This is a genomic window from Pseudomonas sp. B6002 (genome assembly GCF_013385985.1).
Taxonomy (GTDB): Bacteria; Pseudomonadota; Gammaproteobacteria; order Pseudomonadales; family Pseudomonadaceae; genus Aquipseudomonas.
In genome coordinates, this window is record NZ_JACAOY010000017.1 from 160 (window position 1) to 17,171 (window position 17,012).

Here is a 17,012-nt window from a genome sequence, read left to right on the forward strand (position 1 = left end):
GCCGAGTGTTGGGGCAAGAGCGCTTTGCTTACTTTCGCGCTCTTCGAAAGTGAGCCGCCGTAAGGGCGGAACCAATATCAGCCGTTACCTAAATAACGGATATACACCCGGTAAACCAAACCAATCCCCCTCCCCAAAGGTCCACATCCTCCAAGCACCTTCGAATCAGGAGATTCACCCCATGACCACCCCCAAAGCCCTACTCATCCTCCACGGCAAGCAAGCCCTGAACGAGGACGTTCGCGCCGCCGTGCAGGCCAGGCGAGAACAAGGCTGGGAGCTGGCAGTACGGGTCACCTGGGAAGGCGGCGACGCCCAACGCCTGGTCAACGAAGCCCTGGAAGGCAACTACACCCATATCATCGCCGGCGGCGGCGACGGCACCCTGCGCGACGTGGCCGAAGCCATGGCCCTGGCCAAGACCGACGCCAGCCTGGTGCTGATGCCCCTGGGCACCGCCAACGACTTCGCCAAAGCCGCCGGCGTCCCCCTGGAACCCGCCCAGGCACTGGCGCTGCTCGACGTGCCGCCCACGGCAATCGATCTCGGCCAGGCCGGCGGGCAAATCTTCCTCAACATGGCCACCGGCGGCTTCGGCAGCCAGGTCACCGCCAACACCTCCGAAGACCTCAAGAAAGTCCTGGGCGGCGCCGCCTACCTGTTCACCGGCCTGACCCGCTTCAGCGAGTTAAAGGCGGCCTACGGTGAACTGGAAGGCCCGGGCTTTCATTGGAAGGGCGACCTGCTCGCGCTGGGCATTGGCAACGGTCGCCAGGCAGGCGGTGGGCATGTGCTGTGCCCGGGGGCACTGGCCGATGACGGCCTGCTGGACATCAGCATCCTGCCGGCGCCCCAGGAGGTGGTCGGCACGCTGCTCACCCTGATGACCGACGGCTGGGGCCTGGACAACCTGTTTGTGCGGGCGCGCCTGCCCTGGGTCGAGATCAAGGTGGCCGAAGGGTTGTACATCAACCTCGATGGCGAGCCGCTCAAAGGAGACGACCTGCGTTTCAGCGCCTTGCCCAAGGCCTTGCGCGTGCACCTGCCGGTGGGGTCGCCCCTAATCGTCCAGGCTGATGATCTGCTCGCGAACGGCGAATAACACCAAGCCCGCCACATCGAATATCTGCAAGCGCTTCATGATCTGCGAGCGGTGCGCTTCCACGGTCTTGATGCTCAGGCCCAGGCCGTGGGCGATCTCCCGGGTGGATTTGCCGCGCACGATCAGGCGCAGGATCTCCAACTGGCGAGCAGTGAGGTTGTGGCTGTGGGCGGCAGGGGAGGTCGGGCCCTGGCTACGTACCAGCGCCTGGTTGATCACCGTATGGGCGATGGCGGGGCTCAGGTAGCGTTCGTTGTTGCGCAGCGCCGCCAGGGCGTGTTCCAGCTCGTTGGCCGTGGTGTCCTTGAGCAGGTAGCCATGGGCACCGCATTCCAGCGCGCGCATGATCAGCTCGGGGTCGGTGTGCATCGACAGGATCAACACCTTGCTCTTGGGGTAGGCGGCCTTGAGTTGTTGCAAGGCGTCCAGGCCACCGGTGTGCTTCATCGACAGGTCCAGCAGCACAATATCAGGCTGCAGGGCGCTGAATTTTTCCAGCAATTGCGCGCCATCGCTGGCTTCGCCGATCACCGTATAGCCATGAATATCCTGGACCAGCGCACGTACGCCGGCCCTGATCAATGCGTGGTCATCCACCAGGAGTAATTTGCAGGTCACTCGAGAACCTTAGGGGAACTGGCCCGTTCGAGGGCGCGGGGCGCCCAGGGGAAAAGCGCGTCGATCCGTGTCCCTTGGCCTGGCTGGCTGCTGACGGTCAATGAGCCGCCAAGCTGATCGATCCGCTCTGACATGCCGGCCATGCCCCGTTGGCCTTCCAGGCCGGGGTTGATGGCGGGCGAAAAGCCCTGGCCGTCATCGCAGATACTCAGCGACAGGCCTTCGGGCAGGCGTTGCAGGCGCACCAACAGATTGCGCGCCTGGGCGTGGCGTAGCATGTTGGTCACCGCTTCCTGTGTGATGCGAAAGGCCGCGACGGCCATTTCTTCCGGGAGGCCGGTCAGCCGTTGCTGGCATTCCAGGCTCCAGTGAATCGAGGTGTTTTCCAGGGTCTTGAGCAGGTGCGCGCGCAGGCTCGCCTCCAACCCCAGGCTGGCCAGCTGCCGTGGGTTGAGGATGGCGGACACGTCGCGCACCTTGGCCAGGGTTTCATTGAGGGTGTTGCACAACACGCTGCATTGGCTTTGCAGGTCTTCCGGCAGGCGACGCTTGAGCCATTCGCTTTGCAGCTTGGCGGCGGTCAGCAACTGGCCGATGTCGTCATGCAATTCGCGGCTGAGACGATGGCGCTCGTTTTCCTGGACTTGCAGCAGGCGATCGGCGAGTTCCTGCGGCTGGAATTTGATCGACTTGCGCGAGCTCCATTGTTGCAGGCCCACCACGATCAAAGTCGCCGCGTTGAGCAGCAGGATCAACAACGGCAGTGGGGCTGAGCGAGCGTAGGCCCACAGGCTGACCAGCAGCGAACACAAACACAGGGCCAGGACCATACGGCGTGCATTGCTGCGGGACACGGACCTTGCGATGAGTGACTTGAGGCTGGTGTACATAGCGGATGAAGCCAATGAAGGTTCGCTGCGGGAAGACCGGTCACGGCGGCTGACAGGGCTCAGTGTGGAATGCGGTGCCGAATCGTTTTTATACATGATGAAGTTGAGTCACTTCGAGCGGGGCATAGTACCACCACTATTACCGTTGGTCGCCTGGCGCCTCACTTGGCAGCCTTATTAACCACGCAAACACCCTGGGCGGTAATCCCAGAGTTCAAAGAGAGGGCAGTTGTATTAATAAAGTTGGTTTGTATCGTTGTTGGGGTGATGGCTAATTGATATGTCCTGCCCGCAATTATGTAGCCTGCGTTTAGGTTGACGGTCGTTTTTAGATAACTCGCCTATTAATTACGACTTGCTCGTCACCTAAGACGCGTGGTGCATGCGCTGCTGCGGTTTATAACCGAAGTCTTTTTGTGGGATTTGCAAGGTCACAGTCGCAATCAGCGTTGTTTGCTCGGTTTCATCCAGCCCTAATTCTCCGGTGCGGATGTCGATCAACTCCAGTTGCCAGGCCAACAACCTCAAGCAGTCATGCAAGGCATTAAGCGCCTGGTCATGCAATTGCATGGGGCTCGCGGCATTGGCAATCAGGTACTGAATATGGCGCGAGAACTCGCTGATCGCCTGCAAGGCCAGGCCTTCGGCCTTTTCGGCCAGCTTGGCGAGGCTGGCTTTCATGCAGTCGATGGCGTCGCTGTCGTTGCGAATCAGATGCAAGTGGTTCAGGCACTCTTCCGACTTGGCCAGCAGCATTTCTGCTTCCAGCAGAAAATCGGGAAGTGCAGTTTGCCATTCGTTCGCGTTATTCATCATGCATGTCTCCGCAACATTAGGTCCGGTGATGAGATGCCGCATCGGGTGAATGGCTTAAAACTACCGCTGAAATATGACTGAAATCTGTAGCCCGCTTCTGGATTTCCAGTAGGACGCTTATTTGAATGATCACGAAAGCCGTGCGCGGCCCTCATTATCAGGGGCGATTGCACAACTTCAGTTGCCGACACGTGAATGTCTGGAAGACCCGTGGGCCGAGGGCTTGGGATGGCAAACAAAAGCCTGACTCCATTCATGCAATGAGAATGGCGTCACATTAATGGCTATTAGATATCGCGAATATCAGGTTGGGCCTGATTGTGTATAGGGGAATCCCTTACAAGGCGGAACCTCGCGTCGATTTCAATGTCGCGCGACGTCTCTGTAATGCCGTCTGGAGAGGCCGTTGCAGTAAAGCATGATGTCAGTGTGACATCAATGAATTTACGTGGCATTTTACCGGGGTCAAGGTCTGGCGGTTGCCGCCGATAACAAACCTTAATGAGCAGCACAATCTCTCAGCGCAAACCCACGCGCCCATCAGGAGTTTTTAATGGCCGGCATTCTCGACACGGTAGACCAACGCACGCAACTGGTGGGTGAGAATCGCCTGGAGATTCTCATGTTCCGCCTGGCCGGGCGGCAGTTGTTCGCGATCAACGTGTTCAAAGTGCAGGAAGTGCTGCAACTGCCCAAGCTGACCCTGATGCCCCAGCGCCACCCATTCGTGTGTGGCGTGGTCAACCTGCGTGGCCAGACCTTGCCGGTGATCGACCTGTCCCAGGCCATCGGCATGCGCCCGCTGGTACCTGGCCCGAACAGCACCATCATCGTTACTGAATACAACCGCTCCGTGCAGGCGTTCCTGGTGGGCGGCGTCGACCGCATCGTCAACATGAACTGGGAAGCCATCCTGCCACCGCCGACCAGCGCCGGCCGCCAGCATTACCTCACGGCCATCAGCAAGGTCGATGACCAGTTGGTGGAAATCATCGACGTGGAAAAAGTTCTCGCCGAGATTGTGCCGTACAACGCCAAGGTCTCCCGCGAAAAGCTCGAAGATCCGGTGCTCGAACGCGCCCGGGGCCGCGAAGTGCTGCTGGTGGACGACTCCAACGTGGCGCTGTCGCAGTTGCGCGACACCCTCGGGCAACTGGGGGTGAAGATGCACATCGCCAGTGACGGCCTCAAGGCGCTGAACATGCTCAAGGCCTGGGCCGACAGTGGCCAGGTGATGACCGACAAGTTGCTGATGATCTTCACCGACGCCGAAATGCCCGAGATGGACGGTTACCGCCTCACCACCGAGATCCGCAACGACCCACGTCTGCGTGGGCTCTACGTGGTGCTCCACACCTCACTGTCGGGCAGCTTCAACGATTCGATGGTGAAGAAGGTCGGCTGCGACAACTTCCTGTCCAAGTTCCAGCCGGACAAACTGGTGGACGTGGTGCGCCAGCGCCTGATGCTCGACCACGCCCCTGCCTGACAGCCCGCACGGTAACTTGTAGTGAGCGGGCTTGCCCCGCGCGGCGTAGTGTCAGGCGCCTCAACCTTGACTGACACACCGCGGCGCGGGGTAAACCCGCTCACTACAAAGACGGGCGTGTTTGGGATAGGGTGGCGGTTTATTCTTGCAGGAAAGCAGGCTCATGCTTCGTCTCAGCGCGTTGTACCGTTACCCCTTGAAGTCCGGCAAGGCCGAAACCTTGCAGCAGATCGGCCTGGATAAACTGGGGTTGGACGGTGACCGACGCTGGATGCTGGTGGATGAAGCCAGCGGGCGTTTCCTGACCCAACGTGCCGTGGCCAAGATGAGCCAGTTGTCTGCCCTGTGGAACAGCAGCGGCGGCCTCACCCTCAGCACCCCGGGCCTGGCCTCGCTGGCCGTGGCATTGCCCGGCAGCGAGGCCGAGTTGCGCGGCGTGACCATCTGGCGCGACACCCTGCGTGTACCGGACGCCGGTGATGAAGCCGCCGCCTGGGTCAGCGATTTCATCGGCAAACCCACGCGCCTGGTGCAGGTGCCTTTGGAACGCGCGCGCACGACCGAGGCCGGTTATGGCAAGGATGACGACCAGGTCGGGTTTGCCGATGGCTTTCCCCTGTTGCTGATCGGCCAGGCGTCGCTGGATGATCTTTCCCAGCGCATCGGCCGCCCCATGGAAATGCTGCGCTTTCGCCCCAACCTGGTGATCGAGGGCAGCGAGGCCTTTGCCGAAGACACCTGGAAACGCGTGCGCATCGGCGACGTGGAGTTTCGCGTGGTCAAGTCCTGTTCGCGCTGCATCCTCACCACCATCGACCCGGCCAGCGGCGAACGCAGTGCCGACCGCGAGCCCTTGGCCACGCTCAAGACTTATCGCGAACAGGACGGCGATGTGATGTTCGGCCAGAACCTGGTCAACGACGGCATCGGCCAATTGGCCGTAGGCATGTCGGTGACGATCCTGGAATAAAAAATGCCCGTCTCGCGAGAGACGGGCATTTTTTTGACGGCCCGAAAAGCTTAGCCGCGGTATTCGCACAGGTAAGCGGTGTCGACGGCGACCTTCAGTTGGAACTTGCTGTTGGCCGGTACGTTGAACTGGCTGCCGGCGGCGAAGGTTTCCCAGTCGGCGGCGTCTGGCAGCTTGACGGTCAGGGCGCCGGAAACCACGTGCATGATTTCACGCTGGGCGGTGCCGAACTCGTATTCACCCGGGGCCATCACGCCGATGGTCGCCGGACCTTCTGCGGTGCCGAAAGCGATCGACTTGACGGTGCCGTCGAAGTACTCGTTGACTTTGAACATGGGCGAATCCTCGGAAAATGGGTTAAGGCTTCCCGCTCCCCGTAGGAGCCGGCTTGCCGGCGATGGCGTCCGCGCGGGCGACGCAAGGCTTGAAGGCCTCATCGCCGGCAAGCCGGCTCCTACGGGTGAGCAGTATTTCGGAAAAGGGCGGCCAGTATGCCCAAGCCAGCGGAGGCTGCCTAGACCGGCAAAATCAACGGCAGCAGGCGTGCGGTGTTGCGTGCATCTTCCAGTGCCCGGTGTTGCTGGCCATGGAACTGCATGCCCGCCAGTTGCAACGCGCCGTTGAGCCCCAGCGGCTTGTCCAGGCGCCGGGCCTTGGCAAAGCGCTGCTTGAGGTTCACGTGGGGCGTGTCGGCCAGCGCGCTGGCTAGGCCGTGGCGTTGCCATTCCAACTCCAGCTGCGCACGGTCGTAGTCGCCCCAACTGGCCCAGCCTTCCAGGCGTGTCTGGTGCTGGCCCAGCCAGCGTTCGAACAACGGCCACACCTCGGTGATCGGCGCCGCAGCGTCGATGTTGGCCTGGGTGATGTGGGTCAGTTGGCGGCAGAAGGGCGTCAGCAATGGACGGCGCAGTGGCCGCACAAAGCGCTGGAAGTGATCCAGCTCGCGGCCCTGGCGGTTCACCAGGCTCGCGCCGATCTCGATGACTTCCATCTCCGTCACGGGCCAGCCGCCTTCATCCGTTGTGGCTTCAAGGTCAATAATCAGCCAATGAGGCATCGCGCAGGTTCCCGTACTCTTCCCTTCCTGATGGGGATAGAGCGTAGCCCGGCCGCGTAGTTCCGCCCAGGCCTTATTCGATCTCCAGCAACACCTGGCGATTGCGCACCTGGTCGCCGGCCGTCACTTGCAGCGTCTTGACCACGCCATCGAGCCCGGCGACCAGCGGGTGCTCCATTTTCATGGCCTCAAGCACCAACAGCAGTTGGCCTTTGCTCACCCGCTCGCCGCTGCTGACGCGCACATCGACGATCGCACCGTCCATCGGCGCCTTGACTGTGCCGCTGCTGGCATCGGCCTGGCGGCTGGCAACGTGTTGGGTGCGATTGATCACCGTAAGGCCGGGCAGCCACAGGTGGTTGCCATCGAGGTGGTAGGCGATACGTCGGCGGATGCCGTTGAGCACCAGAATGGCGTGGCGACCATCGGCAGTGAGTGGCAGTGGCTCGGCAGTGACGGTGTGCAGCTCGCCGTTGGCTTCCAGGCGATAGATACGAGGGGCGCCGACGTTGTTGCGCCATCCCGCCAGGCTGTGGGCATGCTGATGGGCGCTGTGCTGATAAAACAGCGCGGCGGCCAGGGCCAGGTGTTCTGCCGTCGCTTCCGGCTGGGCGATGTCACTGAAGTGCTCGGTGATAAAGCCGGTGCTGAATTGGCCGTCGATAAAGTCCGGATGCTTGAGCAGGTCCACCAGCAGTTGCTGGTTGGTGGTCACCCCCAACAGCAACGTGTCTTCCACCGCCCGCAGCAGTTTGCGCCGCGCCTCTTCGCGGGTGCGGCCGTGGGCGATGATCTTGCCGAGCATGGCGTCGTAGAACGGGCTGATGCATTGGCCCTGGCTGACACCATGATCGATGCGGGCACCTGGGGCCGGCTCCCAGCGCAACACCTCACCGGTTTGCGGCAGGAAACCCTGGGCCGGGTCTTCGGCGTACAGGCGCACTTCCATGGCGTGACCGCTCAGGGTCACCTCCTGCTGGGTCAGTGGCAACGCTTGGCCGGCAGCGATCTGCAGCTGCCAGTCCACCAGGTCGAGGCCGGTGATCAGCTCGGTGACCGGGTGCTCCACCTGCAGGCGGGTGTTCATCTCCAGGAAGTAGAACTGGCCGTTGCGGTCGAGCATGAACTCCACGGTGCCGGCGCCGACATAGTTCACCGCGCGCCCGGCCTTGAGGGCGGCTTCACCCATGGCGTGGCGCAGTGGCGCGGTCATCACCGGGCAGGGCGCTTCCTCGATGACCTTCTGATGGCGACGCTGGATCGAGCAATCGCGCTCGCCAAGGTGGATCAGGTTGCCATGGCTGTCGCCGAACACTTGGATTTCCACATGGCGCGGCTCGATCAGCGCCTGTTCGAGAATCAGCTCGTCGCTGCCAAACGCGTTCCTGGCTTCAGAGCGTGCCGTGTGCAGGTTGTCCAGGAGGGCCTCGGCGCTGTGCACCAGGCGCATGCCACGCCCACCACCGCCGGCGCTGGCCTTGATCATCAGCGGGTAGCCGATGCGCTCGGCCTCGTGTTGCAGTGTGGCGTCGTCCTGGGCGCTGCCCTGGTAACCGGCGATGCACGGCACCCCGGCGTCGAGCATGGCGAGCTTGGACAGGCGCTTGCTGCCCATCAGTTCGATCGCCTCAGCGCTGGGGCCGATAAAGATCAGACCGGCGTGCTGGCAGGCGCGGGCGAATTCGGGGTTTTCCGAGAGAAAGCCGTAGCCGGGGTGGATGGCGTCGGCGCCGGTGAGTGTGGCGGCGTTGAGGATGGCGTCGAGGTTGAGGTAGGACTGTTGCACCGGGGCAGGGCCGATGCACACGGCTTCATCGGCCATCTGCACGTGCAGGGCTTGGGCGTCGGCGTCGCTGTAGACGGCCACGGTGCGGTAACCCAGGGCTTGGGCGGTGCGCTGGATGCGGCAGGCGATTTCGCCGCGGTTGGCGATGAGGATTTTGCTGAATGCGGGCATGGGGTTATCCCTTGGCTGGTGGGGTGTCGGGTTGGGCCTCATCGCCGGCGAGCCGGCTCCTACATTGGATTGGGTTCACACATCGCTATGTGTGAATGCCGTCAACTGTGGGAGCTGGCTTGCCTGCGAAGGCGTCATTTGCACCACTTTGGCTTTCTCTTCTGCACAAACGCCTGTGTCCCCTCTATCCCTTCTTCACCCCTCACGGACTCGGCAAACCACTGCGCCCCGCGATCCAGCACAGCCTCCAGAGGTTCCTCCACACTGGCCAGCAACAAGGCTTTGGTCCGCGCATTTGCTCCCGGTGCACACTTGAGCACCTGACCCAATACCTCATCCAGCCGCTCCGCCAACGCCTGTGGATCGCGCTCGGTAAAGTGCACGACGCCCAGTCGCTCGGCCTCCACCCCATCAAACCGCGCCGCCGTCAGCGCCAGCCTGCGTGCCTGGGTCAAACCAATCCTCTTCACCACAAACGGTGCAATCTGCGCTGGCAGCAACCCAAGGCTGGTCTCCGGCAAACCGAACTGCGCCTGGTGGTCGGCAATCGCAATATCGCTCACACAGGCCAAGCCAAAACCACCTCCCAGCACCGCGCCTTGCAGCACCACGATCAGCACCTGCGGCACGGCTTCGGCCTCTTGCAGCAAGGTGCCGAACGCGCGGTTCAGCGCTTCCAGTTGGTTGCCCGCAGTGACCAGGTCCTTCACGTCCGCCCCGGCACAGAAATGCCCGCCGGCGCCGCTGATCACCACCGCCCGGGTCTCACCGTCCAAATGCGCCAGCACGCTGCGCAGCTCGTTGACCATCTCCAGGCTCATCGCATTGCGGCATTCGGGGCGGTTGAGGGTGATGTGCAGCACGCCGTTGTGAGGTTCGAGCAGCAGGGTGTTCATGATTTTTTCCCGGGCAGGGTGCCCATCAGTTTGCAGATGATGCCCAGCATGATCTCGTCGGCCCCGCCGCCAATCGACACCAGGCGTACATCGCGATACGCCCGTGCCATCGGGTTGTCCCACATGAAGCCCATGCCGCCCCAGTATTGCAGGCAGCTGTCGCTGACTTCACGGCCCAGGCGCCCGGCCTTGAGCTTGGCCATGGAGGCCAGGCGGGTCACGTCCTGGCCCTTGATGTACTGCTCGGTGGCCTGGTAGACCAAGGCGCGCAGGCATTCGATTTCGGTGGCCAGTTCAGCCAGGCGAAAGTGGATGACCTGGTTGTCGATCAGCGCCTTGCCGAAGGTCTGGCGTTCCTTGCAGTAGTCGATGGTGTTGTCGATGCAGGCTTCCAGGCCCTTGATCATGTTGGCCGCACCGAACAGGCGCTCTTCCTGGAACTGCAGCATCTGCATCATGAAGCCCGCGCCTTCGTGGCCGATGCGGTTGCGTTGTGGCACGCGCACGCCGTCGAAGAACACCTGGGCCGTCTCGGAGCTGTGCATGCCGAGCTTTTCCAGGGGCGGGCTGACGCTGATGCCGGGGGTGTTCATCGGCACCATGATCAAGGATTTATTGATGTGCGGCTTGTCGTCGGAGGTGTTGGCCAACAGGCAGATAAAGTCGGCACTGGGGGAGTTGGTGATCCACATCTTGCTGCCGTTGATCACGTAGTCGTCGCCGTCTTTGCGCGCATGGGTCTTCAACCCGGCCACGTCGGAACCGGCACCGGTTTCCGACACGCCGATGCAACCCACCTGCTCGCCGCTGATGGCCGGGCGCAGGAACTCGTCGCGCAGTTCATCGGAGCCGAAGCGGGCGAGGGCGGGGGTGCACATGTCGGTCTGCACGCCGATGGACATGGGGATGCCGCCGCAGCGCACCGTGCCGAATTCTTCGGCGGCGACGATCGAATAGCTGTAATCCAGGCCCATGCCGCCGAATTGCTCCGGCTTGGAAATGCCCAGCAGGCCGAGTTCGCCGGCCTTGCGGAAGATGTCGTGGATGGGAAAGCGCCCGGCTTTTTCCCATTCGTCCACGTAGGGGTTGATCTCGCGGTCGACGAAGGCGCGCACGGTGCGGCGCAGTTCCTGGTGTTCCTGGGTAAAGATCATTTTTATTGTTCTCCTAAAAACGCGCTACACCGAAGGTATTGGCGTGCAACTCACGCACCTCGGCCTCATGGCAGATATCCAGCAAAAAGCCGAGCAAGGTGCGGGTGTCCCGAGGGTCAATCAGCCCGTCATCCCACAGGTTCGCGCTGCCGTACAGTGCGGTGGACTGGCTGTCGAGCTTCTGCGCGGTGACCTGCTCCAGCATGTCCAGCACCTTGGGGTCGGGCACCAGGCCGTCTTTCAACTGCTTGGCCTCGGTGACGATGCGCAGCACCTTGCCCGCCTGCGCGCCACCCATCACCGCCGTGCGGCTGTTGGGCCAGGCGAAGATGAAGCGCGGGTCCAGGCCACGGCCGCACATCGCGTAGTTGCCGGCGCCGTAGGAACCGCCGACCACCACCGTGAGTTTAGGCACCCGGGCGTTGGCCACCGCCTGGATCATCTTGGCGCCGTGCTTGATCACGCCTTGTTGTTCCGATTCGGTGCCCACCATGAAACCGGTGGTGTTGTGCAGGAACAGCAGCGGCGTGCGGCTCTGGTCGCACAGCTGGATAAACTGCGCGGCCTTGCTCGCGCCTTTCGGCGTGATGGGGCCGTTGTTGCCGATCACACCCACGGCGCGGCCCTGGATATGCAGGTGGCCGCAGACGGTGTGGGCGTCGAACTCGCCCTTGAATTCGAGAAACTGCGAGCCGTCGGCCAGGCGTGCGAGGATTTCGCGCACGTCGTAGGGTTTTTTCGGGTCGTCCGGGATAAGGCCCAGCAGCTCATCGATGGGGTACAAAGGCGCTGCGTAGGTCTTTTTTTGCGTCACAGGCAGGCGATCATTCCAGGGCAACAGGCCCACGATCTCCCGGGCAATACGCACACCGTCCGCATCGTTTTCCGCCAGGTATTCGGCGGTGCCGGCGATTTGCGCGTGCATCTCGGCGCCGCCCAGTGCCTCATCCGTGGCCACTTCGCCGGTCGCGGCTTTAAGCAGCGGCGGCCCGGCGAGAAACAGCTTGGCCTTGCCGCGCACCACCACCACGTAATCCGACAGCCCCGGCTGGTAGGCGCCACCCGCTGTGGCCGAACCGTGCACCACGGAGATCTGCGGCAGGCCCATGGCCGACATGCGCGCCTGGTTGGCGAAGCTGCGTGCGCCTTCTACGAAAATCTCGGCGGCGTAGTTGAGGTTGGCGCCGCCGCTTTCGGCGAGGGTCACCACCGGCAGTTGGTTTTCCATGGCGATCTGTTGCAGGCGCAGGGACTTTTTCAGGCCGGTGGGGGAAATGGTGCCGCCCTTGATTGCGCTGTTATTGGCCACCACCAGCATGCGCACGCCGCTGACGTAGCCGATGCCGGCGATCAACCCGCCACCGGCGGCGCTGCCATCCTTGTCGTCGTGGAGCTTGTAGCCGGCCAGGCCCGCCAGTTCCAGGAAGGGCGCGCCGGGGTCGAGCAGCAGGTTCAGGCGCTCGCGGGGCAACAGTTGGCCGCGCTTGTCGAACTTGGGCTTGGCCTCATCGGCCTTGGCCAGCAGGTTTTGTTCCAGCTGGCGCAGGTGGGCGAGGGCGGCGAGCATGGCTTCGCGGTTTTGGGCGAACTGGGCGCTGTGGCTGTCGATCAGGGATTCAATCACCGGCATGCTTTAGTGCTCCGCCTTGAGTACATCCGGCAGGTACGCGCGGTGGAAGCCATTGAACGGCTCGCTCGGCGGCTGCGCCTTGTGCAGCGGCCAGGCGCGGTTGCCCAGGCTGGCGGCGCCGTCGATGCGCAGGGTGCTGCCACTGATGAAGGCAGCGGCGGGGCTGAGCAGGAACACGATGGCCGCGCTGACTTCCGACTCGGTGCCGATACGCTTGAGCGGCACGTGCTCACGTAATGTCGGGATCACCGCCTTGAACGCCCCTTCGTAGGTGTCCATGCCACTGGAGGCAATCCAGCCCGGCGCCACGGCGTTGACGCGCACGCCGGCATAACCCCATTCGAAAGCGGCCGTCTTGGTGAAATTGTCCATGCCCGAACGCGCCGCGCCCGAGTGGCCCATGCCCGGCATGCCGCCCCACATGTCGGCGAGCATGTTGACGATGGCGCCGCCGTGTTTGCTCATCGACTGGTTGAACACTTCCCGCGCCATCAGGAAGCCGCCCACCAGGTTGGTGCGCAGCACGGTTTCAAACCCCTTCTGGTTGATCGAGGCGAGTGGCGACGGGTATTGGCCACCTGCGTTATTCACCAGGCCGTGGATCGGGCCATGCTCGCGCAGCACCTGGCTGACCAGCGCCTTCACCGCGTCCTCATCGCGAATGTCGCACGCCAGCCAATGGGCCGTGCCGCCGTCTTCGCTGATTTCGGCGGCCACCTTCTGCAGTTTTTCCGGCTTGCGCCCCACCAGGATCACCGTGGCGCCGAGTGCCGCCAGTTCATGGGCGGTACAGCGGCCAATGCCACTGCCGCCCCCGGTGACTATCACGGTTTGCCCCTGGAACAGGTCGGCTTTGAAGATCGAGTCGAAGGCCACGGTGACGGTCCTTTAGCGGAGTTGATCGGCGATGTGTTGCGGCACGGCGATGGGGATTTCCAGCAACTGCTGGGCGAATGCCTTGCCCTGGGGGTCGATGCGCAGGCTGGCGATACCGCCGCCACCCAAGGCGTTTTCCAGCAGGAAGTTGAGGCTGTGGCTGCCGGGCAAATACCAGCGTTCGACGCGGCCCTGCACAGGATCGAGTACGTGGCCCATCCAGTCGACGATCACCTCCGGGGTCAGCGCCTCGGCGATCCACGGCAGGTAGTCGGGATGCCTAGCGATCACGCCGATGTTGCTGTGGTTGCCCTTGTCGCCGGAACGCGCCACGGCCAGTTTCACCAGTGGCACGCTGGCGTCGGCCGCACCTTGGGGTTTGGGCGGATCGAGCGGCGCGGCGAGGGGGGCGAGGGCGGTGTCGGCAGGCAGTACGCAAACGTGGCGCTCACCCTGGAACTCGACCACCGGCTTGCAGAGGGTTTTGTCGATCAGGAAGGAGAACAGCCGAATCAGCGGGTACACCGTCGGCCGTCCGCCGACGATGCCCGTCAGCCCCGGCGCCATGCCGGTGGCCGCCTGGGCGATCTCGCGGGCGAACAGCACCAGCGCCTGTTTGTTCGGGTGACGCACCGCCAGTTTCACCACCACCTCGCGGCAGTCGTGGCGCAGGGCGTGGGCGCCGTAGGTGGCTTCACTGCCGAGCAGTTCGATATTCACTTCGGTGTAGGGCGCCCAGCCGCGCTGGCTGAACAGCTCCGAGGTCTTGTTGATGATCGCCTGGCTGACGCGCTCAGCCTTGGCCACGGCGTCGATCCCCGCCAGCAGGCAACTGGCGGTGCAGCGAAACCCGTCGGGGTAAGTGGCGCTGACCTTGTAGTGAGCGGTGGGCGGCGAGCCCTTGGCGCCATGCACGCGCACGCAATCGAGGCCGTGTTGCTGCAATTGGACCTGGCTGAAATCGCAGATCACGTCGGGCAGCAAATAGGCGCGCGGGTCGCCGATTTCATACAGCAGCTGTTCGGCCACGCTCAGCTCGCTGATCAGGCCGCCCGTGCCGTCGGCTTTGTTTACCGTGAACGTTCCGTCGGCGCTGACCTCGACGATGGGAAAACCGATGTGCTCGTAGTCCGGTACGTCACGCCAATCGGTGAAATTGCCGCCCGTGCACTGGGCGCCGCATTCGATGATGTGCCCGGCCAGCGCGGCGTGGGCGAGGCGGTCGTAGTCCTGCCAGGACCAGTTGAATTCATGCACCAGCGCTGCGCTGACCACGGCGCTGTCCACCACGCGGCCGGTGATCACGATGTCGGCGCCCAGTTCAAGCGCCTTAGCAATGCCGGGGGCGCCGAGGTAGGCGTTGGCCGAGACGCACATCGGCGGCAACGGCGCGCCGTTGAACATGTCGTGGATGCCGTGCAGGTGCTTGAGTTGGGAGTGCAGGTCGTCGCCCAGCAGCACGGCGATTTTCAGCGGCACTTGCGCCTTGTCGCAGGCGGCCTGGAGGGCGGCGGCGCATGCCTGGGGGTTGATGCCGCCCGCGTTGCTGATGACGCGGATGCCCTGGCGCTGGATATCGGCCAGCAGCGGTGTGAGCACCTCGACAAAATCCGTGGCGTAGCCGGCCTGGGGATCTTTCATCCGGGCGCCGGCGAGGATCGACATCGTGACTTCCGCCAGATAGTCGAACACCAGGTAATCCAGCGCGCCGCCGTGTACCAATTGGGCGGCGGCGGTGCAGGTGTCACCCCAGAACGCGCTGGCGCAGCCGATACGAACCGTCTTGCTCATGAGAAGTCCTTCTCCAGAGGGCTGGCGTCGAGACTACCAAGCAAGCGCTTGGTTTGTAAACTCTCGACACAAGTTTTGACCCAAGCGCTTGCTTGGTTGGCGACCACGGCCTAAATTGCCGCCCAAGACGTCAGAAGCAGTGAAGGAGAGAGACATGGATGAGCACAAAGCCCTGCGGGTGATGCGCACCATGGTCGACGAAGGCCGTTTGACCGACCCTGACAGTGCGCGGGGCAAGTTGCTGCAAACCGCGGCCCACTTGTTTCGCAACAAGGGCTTTGAGCGCACCACGGTGCGCGACCTGGCCAGTGCGGTGGGCATTCAGTCCGGCAGCATCTTTCATCACTTCAAGAGCAAGGACGAGATCCTGCGGGCGGTGATGGAAGAAACCATCCACTACAACACCGCGATGATGCGTGCCTCGCTGGAAGAGGCTGCAGATGTGCGCGAGCGCGTGCTGGCGCTGATTCGCTGCGAGTTGCAGTCGATCATGGGCGGCAGTGGCGAGGCCATGGCGGTGCTGGTGTACGAGTGGCGTTCGTTGTCGGCCGAAGGCCAGGCGCAGGTGCTGGCGCTGCGCGATGTGTACGAAGCGCTCTGGCTGCAGGTGCTGGGCGAAGCCAAGGCGGCGGGCTATATCAAGGGCGATGTGTTTATCACCCGGCGCTTCCTGACCGGCGCCTTGTCCTGGACCACCACCTGGTTCCGCGCCCAAGGCAGCCTGACGCTTGAGGAGTTGGCCGAAGAAGCCCTGTTGATGGTTCTGAAAGCCGACTGACGCGCAAGCTATTAATTTGGCGGTGGAAAGTTGTCTCGCCCGACAAAAACGCCTAGCTTATCGCCATCAATGTGTTGAACGGTGTGTGCCTCGATGTTTTCGCCATGGCGGCTGGCTGCAGGACTAACTCTATGGGCACTGGGTACCGCGTGGTGGATGCCGGCTTCGGCTGCACAATTGGTAAGGATTGGGGCGGCGCATTTTCCACCGTACACCGTACGCCCTGAGCAAGGCGCCGACACTGGTTTGTTGCCGCAACTGGTGGAAGCCCTGAACGCCTTGCAGACTGACTACCAGTTTGTGCTGGTGCCCACTTCCATCCCGCGCCGCTTTCGTGATTTCGAGCAGGGCCGGGTCGACATGGCCATCTTCGAAAACCCCGACTGGGGCTGGAAAGAGATTCCCCACACCAACGTCGACATGGGCCTGGAAGATGCCGAAATCTTCGTCGCCCAGCGCGAGCCCAATCGTGATCAAAGCTTCTTCGCCGACCTGACCGGCAAGCGCCTGGCGGTGTTCAGCGGTTATCACTACGCCTTCGCCAATTTCAACCCCGACCCCAAGTACATGGCCGAGCACTTCAACGCCACGTTGACCTATTCCCATGACAGCAATTTGCTGATGGTGGCGCGCGGGCGAGCCGATATCGCGTTGGTCACGCGTTCGTACCTGAGTGATTTCATGGTGCGCAACGCGGACATGGCCGGGCAGTTCCTGGTGTCCGAGCGTATCGACCAGGTGTATCACCACTACGCGTTATTGCGGCCGAAGGCGCCGATCTCGGGGGAAGCGTTTTCCGCGTTGCTCAAGCGCTTGCGGGACAACGGGCAGATGCTGAAGATTTTCGAGCCGTATCGCATCGACGTGATGGCGACGCCCTGACAGAAACAACCCCTTCCAAACTGTAGGAGCCGGCTTGCCGGCGATCGCGGTGTATCAGCGACATCTGTGCAACTGACCCACCGCTATCGCCGGCAAGCCGGCTCCT

16 protein-coding genes are annotated in these 17,012 nt (G+C 62.7%); 5 read left to right on the forward strand and 11 right to left on the reverse strand.

The window, feature by feature from the left end:
* Nucleotides 1-181 precede the first annotated feature (181 nt).
* A complete protein-coding gene (gene yegS / locus HX792_RS21750) occupies nucleotides 182-1,102 on the forward strand; it encodes a lipid kinase YegS (RefSeq protein ID WP_176998024.1) in 921 nt (306 codons plus the stop codon).
* Here yegS and HX792_RS21755 read toward each other — a convergent pair.
* The 3 genes from HX792_RS21755 to HX792_RS21765 all read right to left on the reverse strand — a co-directional run bounded on the left by HX792_RS21755 (nucleotide 1,061) and on the right by HX792_RS21765 (nucleotide 3,426).
* Nucleotides 1,061-1,720 carry a response regulator transcription factor gene (locus HX792_RS21755; protein WP_176998025.1) on the reverse strand — a complete coding sequence of 220 codons (660 nt, stop codon included), beginning with the start codon at nucleotides 1,718-1,720 and terminating at the stop codon, nucleotides 1,061-1,063. The genes yegS and HX792_RS21755 overlap by 42 nt on opposite strands.
* Nucleotides 1,717-2,610: a sensor histidine kinase gene (locus tag HX792_RS21760; RefSeq protein WP_176998114.1), complete on the reverse strand. Its 894-nt coding sequence runs from the start codon at nucleotides 2,608-2,610 to the stop codon at nucleotides 1,717-1,719. Before HX792_RS21760 ends, HX792_RS21755 begins: the two co-directional genes overlap by 4 nt.
* Nucleotides 2,611-2,976: 366 nt before the next feature.
* Nucleotides 2,977-3,426 carry a hypothetical protein gene (locus tag HX792_RS21765; RefSeq protein ID WP_176998026.1) on the reverse strand — a complete coding sequence of 150 codons (450 nt, stop codon included), beginning with the start codon at nucleotides 3,424-3,426 and terminating at the stop codon, nucleotides 2,977-2,979.
* Nucleotides 3,427-3,979: 553 nt separating this feature from the next.
* On the opposite strand from HX792_RS21765, the gene HX792_RS21770 reads away from it, so the two are divergent.
* Together HX792_RS21770 and HX792_RS21775 are read left to right on the forward strand one after the other, a co-directional pair.
* On the forward strand, nucleotides 3,980-4,915 hold the full coding sequence (locus HX792_RS21770; protein WP_176998027.1) for a chemotaxis protein CheV: 936 nt from the start codon (nucleotides 3,980-3,982) through the stop codon (nucleotides 4,913-4,915).
* Between the two features lie 163 nt (nucleotides 4,916-5,078).
* Nucleotides 5,079-5,885, forward strand: a complete 807-nt coding sequence (locus HX792_RS21775) for an MOSC domain-containing protein (RefSeq protein ID WP_176998028.1) — start codon at nucleotides 5,079-5,081, stop codon at nucleotides 5,883-5,885.
* 50 nt (nucleotides 5,886-5,935) lie between these two features.
* On the opposite strand, the gene HX792_RS21780 is transcribed toward HX792_RS21775, so the two are convergent.
* The 8 genes from HX792_RS21780 to HX792_RS21815 form a co-directional block, all read right to left on the reverse strand.
* Nucleotides 5,936-6,220 carry a pyrimidine/purine nucleoside phosphorylase gene (locus HX792_RS21780; protein WP_176998029.1) on the reverse strand — a complete coding sequence of 95 codons (285 nt, stop codon included), beginning with the start codon at nucleotides 6,218-6,220 and terminating at the stop codon, nucleotides 5,936-5,938.
* A 179-nt stretch (nucleotides 6,221-6,399) separates the two neighbouring features.
* Complete coding sequence (locus HX792_RS21785) at nucleotides 6,400-6,942, reverse strand: exonuclease domain-containing protein (protein WP_176998030.1); 543 nt, start codon at nucleotides 6,940-6,942, stop codon at nucleotides 6,400-6,402.
* A 73-nt stretch (nucleotides 6,943-7,015) separates the two neighbouring features.
* A complete protein-coding gene (locus tag HX792_RS21790; protein WP_176998031.1) occupies nucleotides 7,016-8,899 on the reverse strand; it encodes an acetyl/propionyl/methylcrotonyl-CoA carboxylase subunit alpha in 1,884 nt (627 codons plus the stop codon).
* A gap of 134 nt (nucleotides 8,900-9,033) precedes the next feature.
* Nucleotides 9,034-9,795, reverse strand: coding sequence for an enoyl-CoA hydratase/isomerase family protein (locus HX792_RS21795; RefSeq protein ID WP_176998032.1), 762 nt, complete (start codon nucleotides 9,793-9,795; stop codon nucleotides 9,034-9,036).
* Complete coding sequence (gene atuD, locus HX792_RS21800) at nucleotides 9,792-10,949, reverse strand: citronellyl-CoA dehydrogenase (protein WP_176998033.1); 1,158 nt, start codon at nucleotides 10,947-10,949, stop codon at nucleotides 9,792-9,794. The genes HX792_RS21795 and atuD overlap by 4 nt, the downstream gene beginning before the upstream one ends.
* A 13-nt stretch (nucleotides 10,950-10,962) precedes the next feature.
* The gene (gene atuC / locus HX792_RS21805; protein WP_176998034.1) at nucleotides 10,963-12,579 is read right to left on the reverse strand and encodes a geranyl-CoA carboxylase subunit beta; all 1,617 of its coding nucleotides are present in this window, start codon (nucleotides 12,577-12,579) and stop codon (nucleotides 10,963-10,965) included.
* 3 nt (nucleotides 12,580-12,582) lie between these two features.
* Nucleotides 12,583-13,455 (reverse strand): SDR family oxidoreductase, encoded by an 873-nt coding sequence (locus tag HX792_RS21810; protein WP_176998035.1) that lies wholly within the window; start codon nucleotides 13,453-13,455, stop codon nucleotides 12,583-12,585.
* Nucleotides 13,456-13,467: 12 nt separating this feature from the next.
* Nucleotides 13,468-15,246: an acyclic terpene utilization AtuA family protein gene (locus HX792_RS21815; RefSeq protein ID WP_176998036.1), complete on the reverse strand. Its 1,779-nt coding sequence runs from the start codon at nucleotides 15,244-15,246 to the stop codon at nucleotides 13,468-13,470.
* A 154-nt stretch (nucleotides 15,247-15,400) separates the two neighbouring features.
* Between HX792_RS21815 and HX792_RS21820 the strand changes: the two genes are divergently transcribed.
* A complete protein-coding gene (locus HX792_RS21820) occupies nucleotides 15,401-16,024 on the forward strand; it encodes a TetR/AcrR family transcriptional regulator (protein ID WP_176998037.1) in 624 nt (207 codons plus the stop codon).
* A 93-nt stretch (nucleotides 16,025-16,117) separates the two neighbouring features.
* The gene (locus tag HX792_RS21825; protein WP_176998038.1) at nucleotides 16,118-16,906 is read left to right on the forward strand and encodes an ABC transporter substrate-binding protein; all 789 of its coding nucleotides are present in this window, start codon (nucleotides 16,118-16,120) and stop codon (nucleotides 16,904-16,906) included.
* The last annotated feature ends 106 nt before the right edge of the window (nucleotides 16,907-17,012 follow it).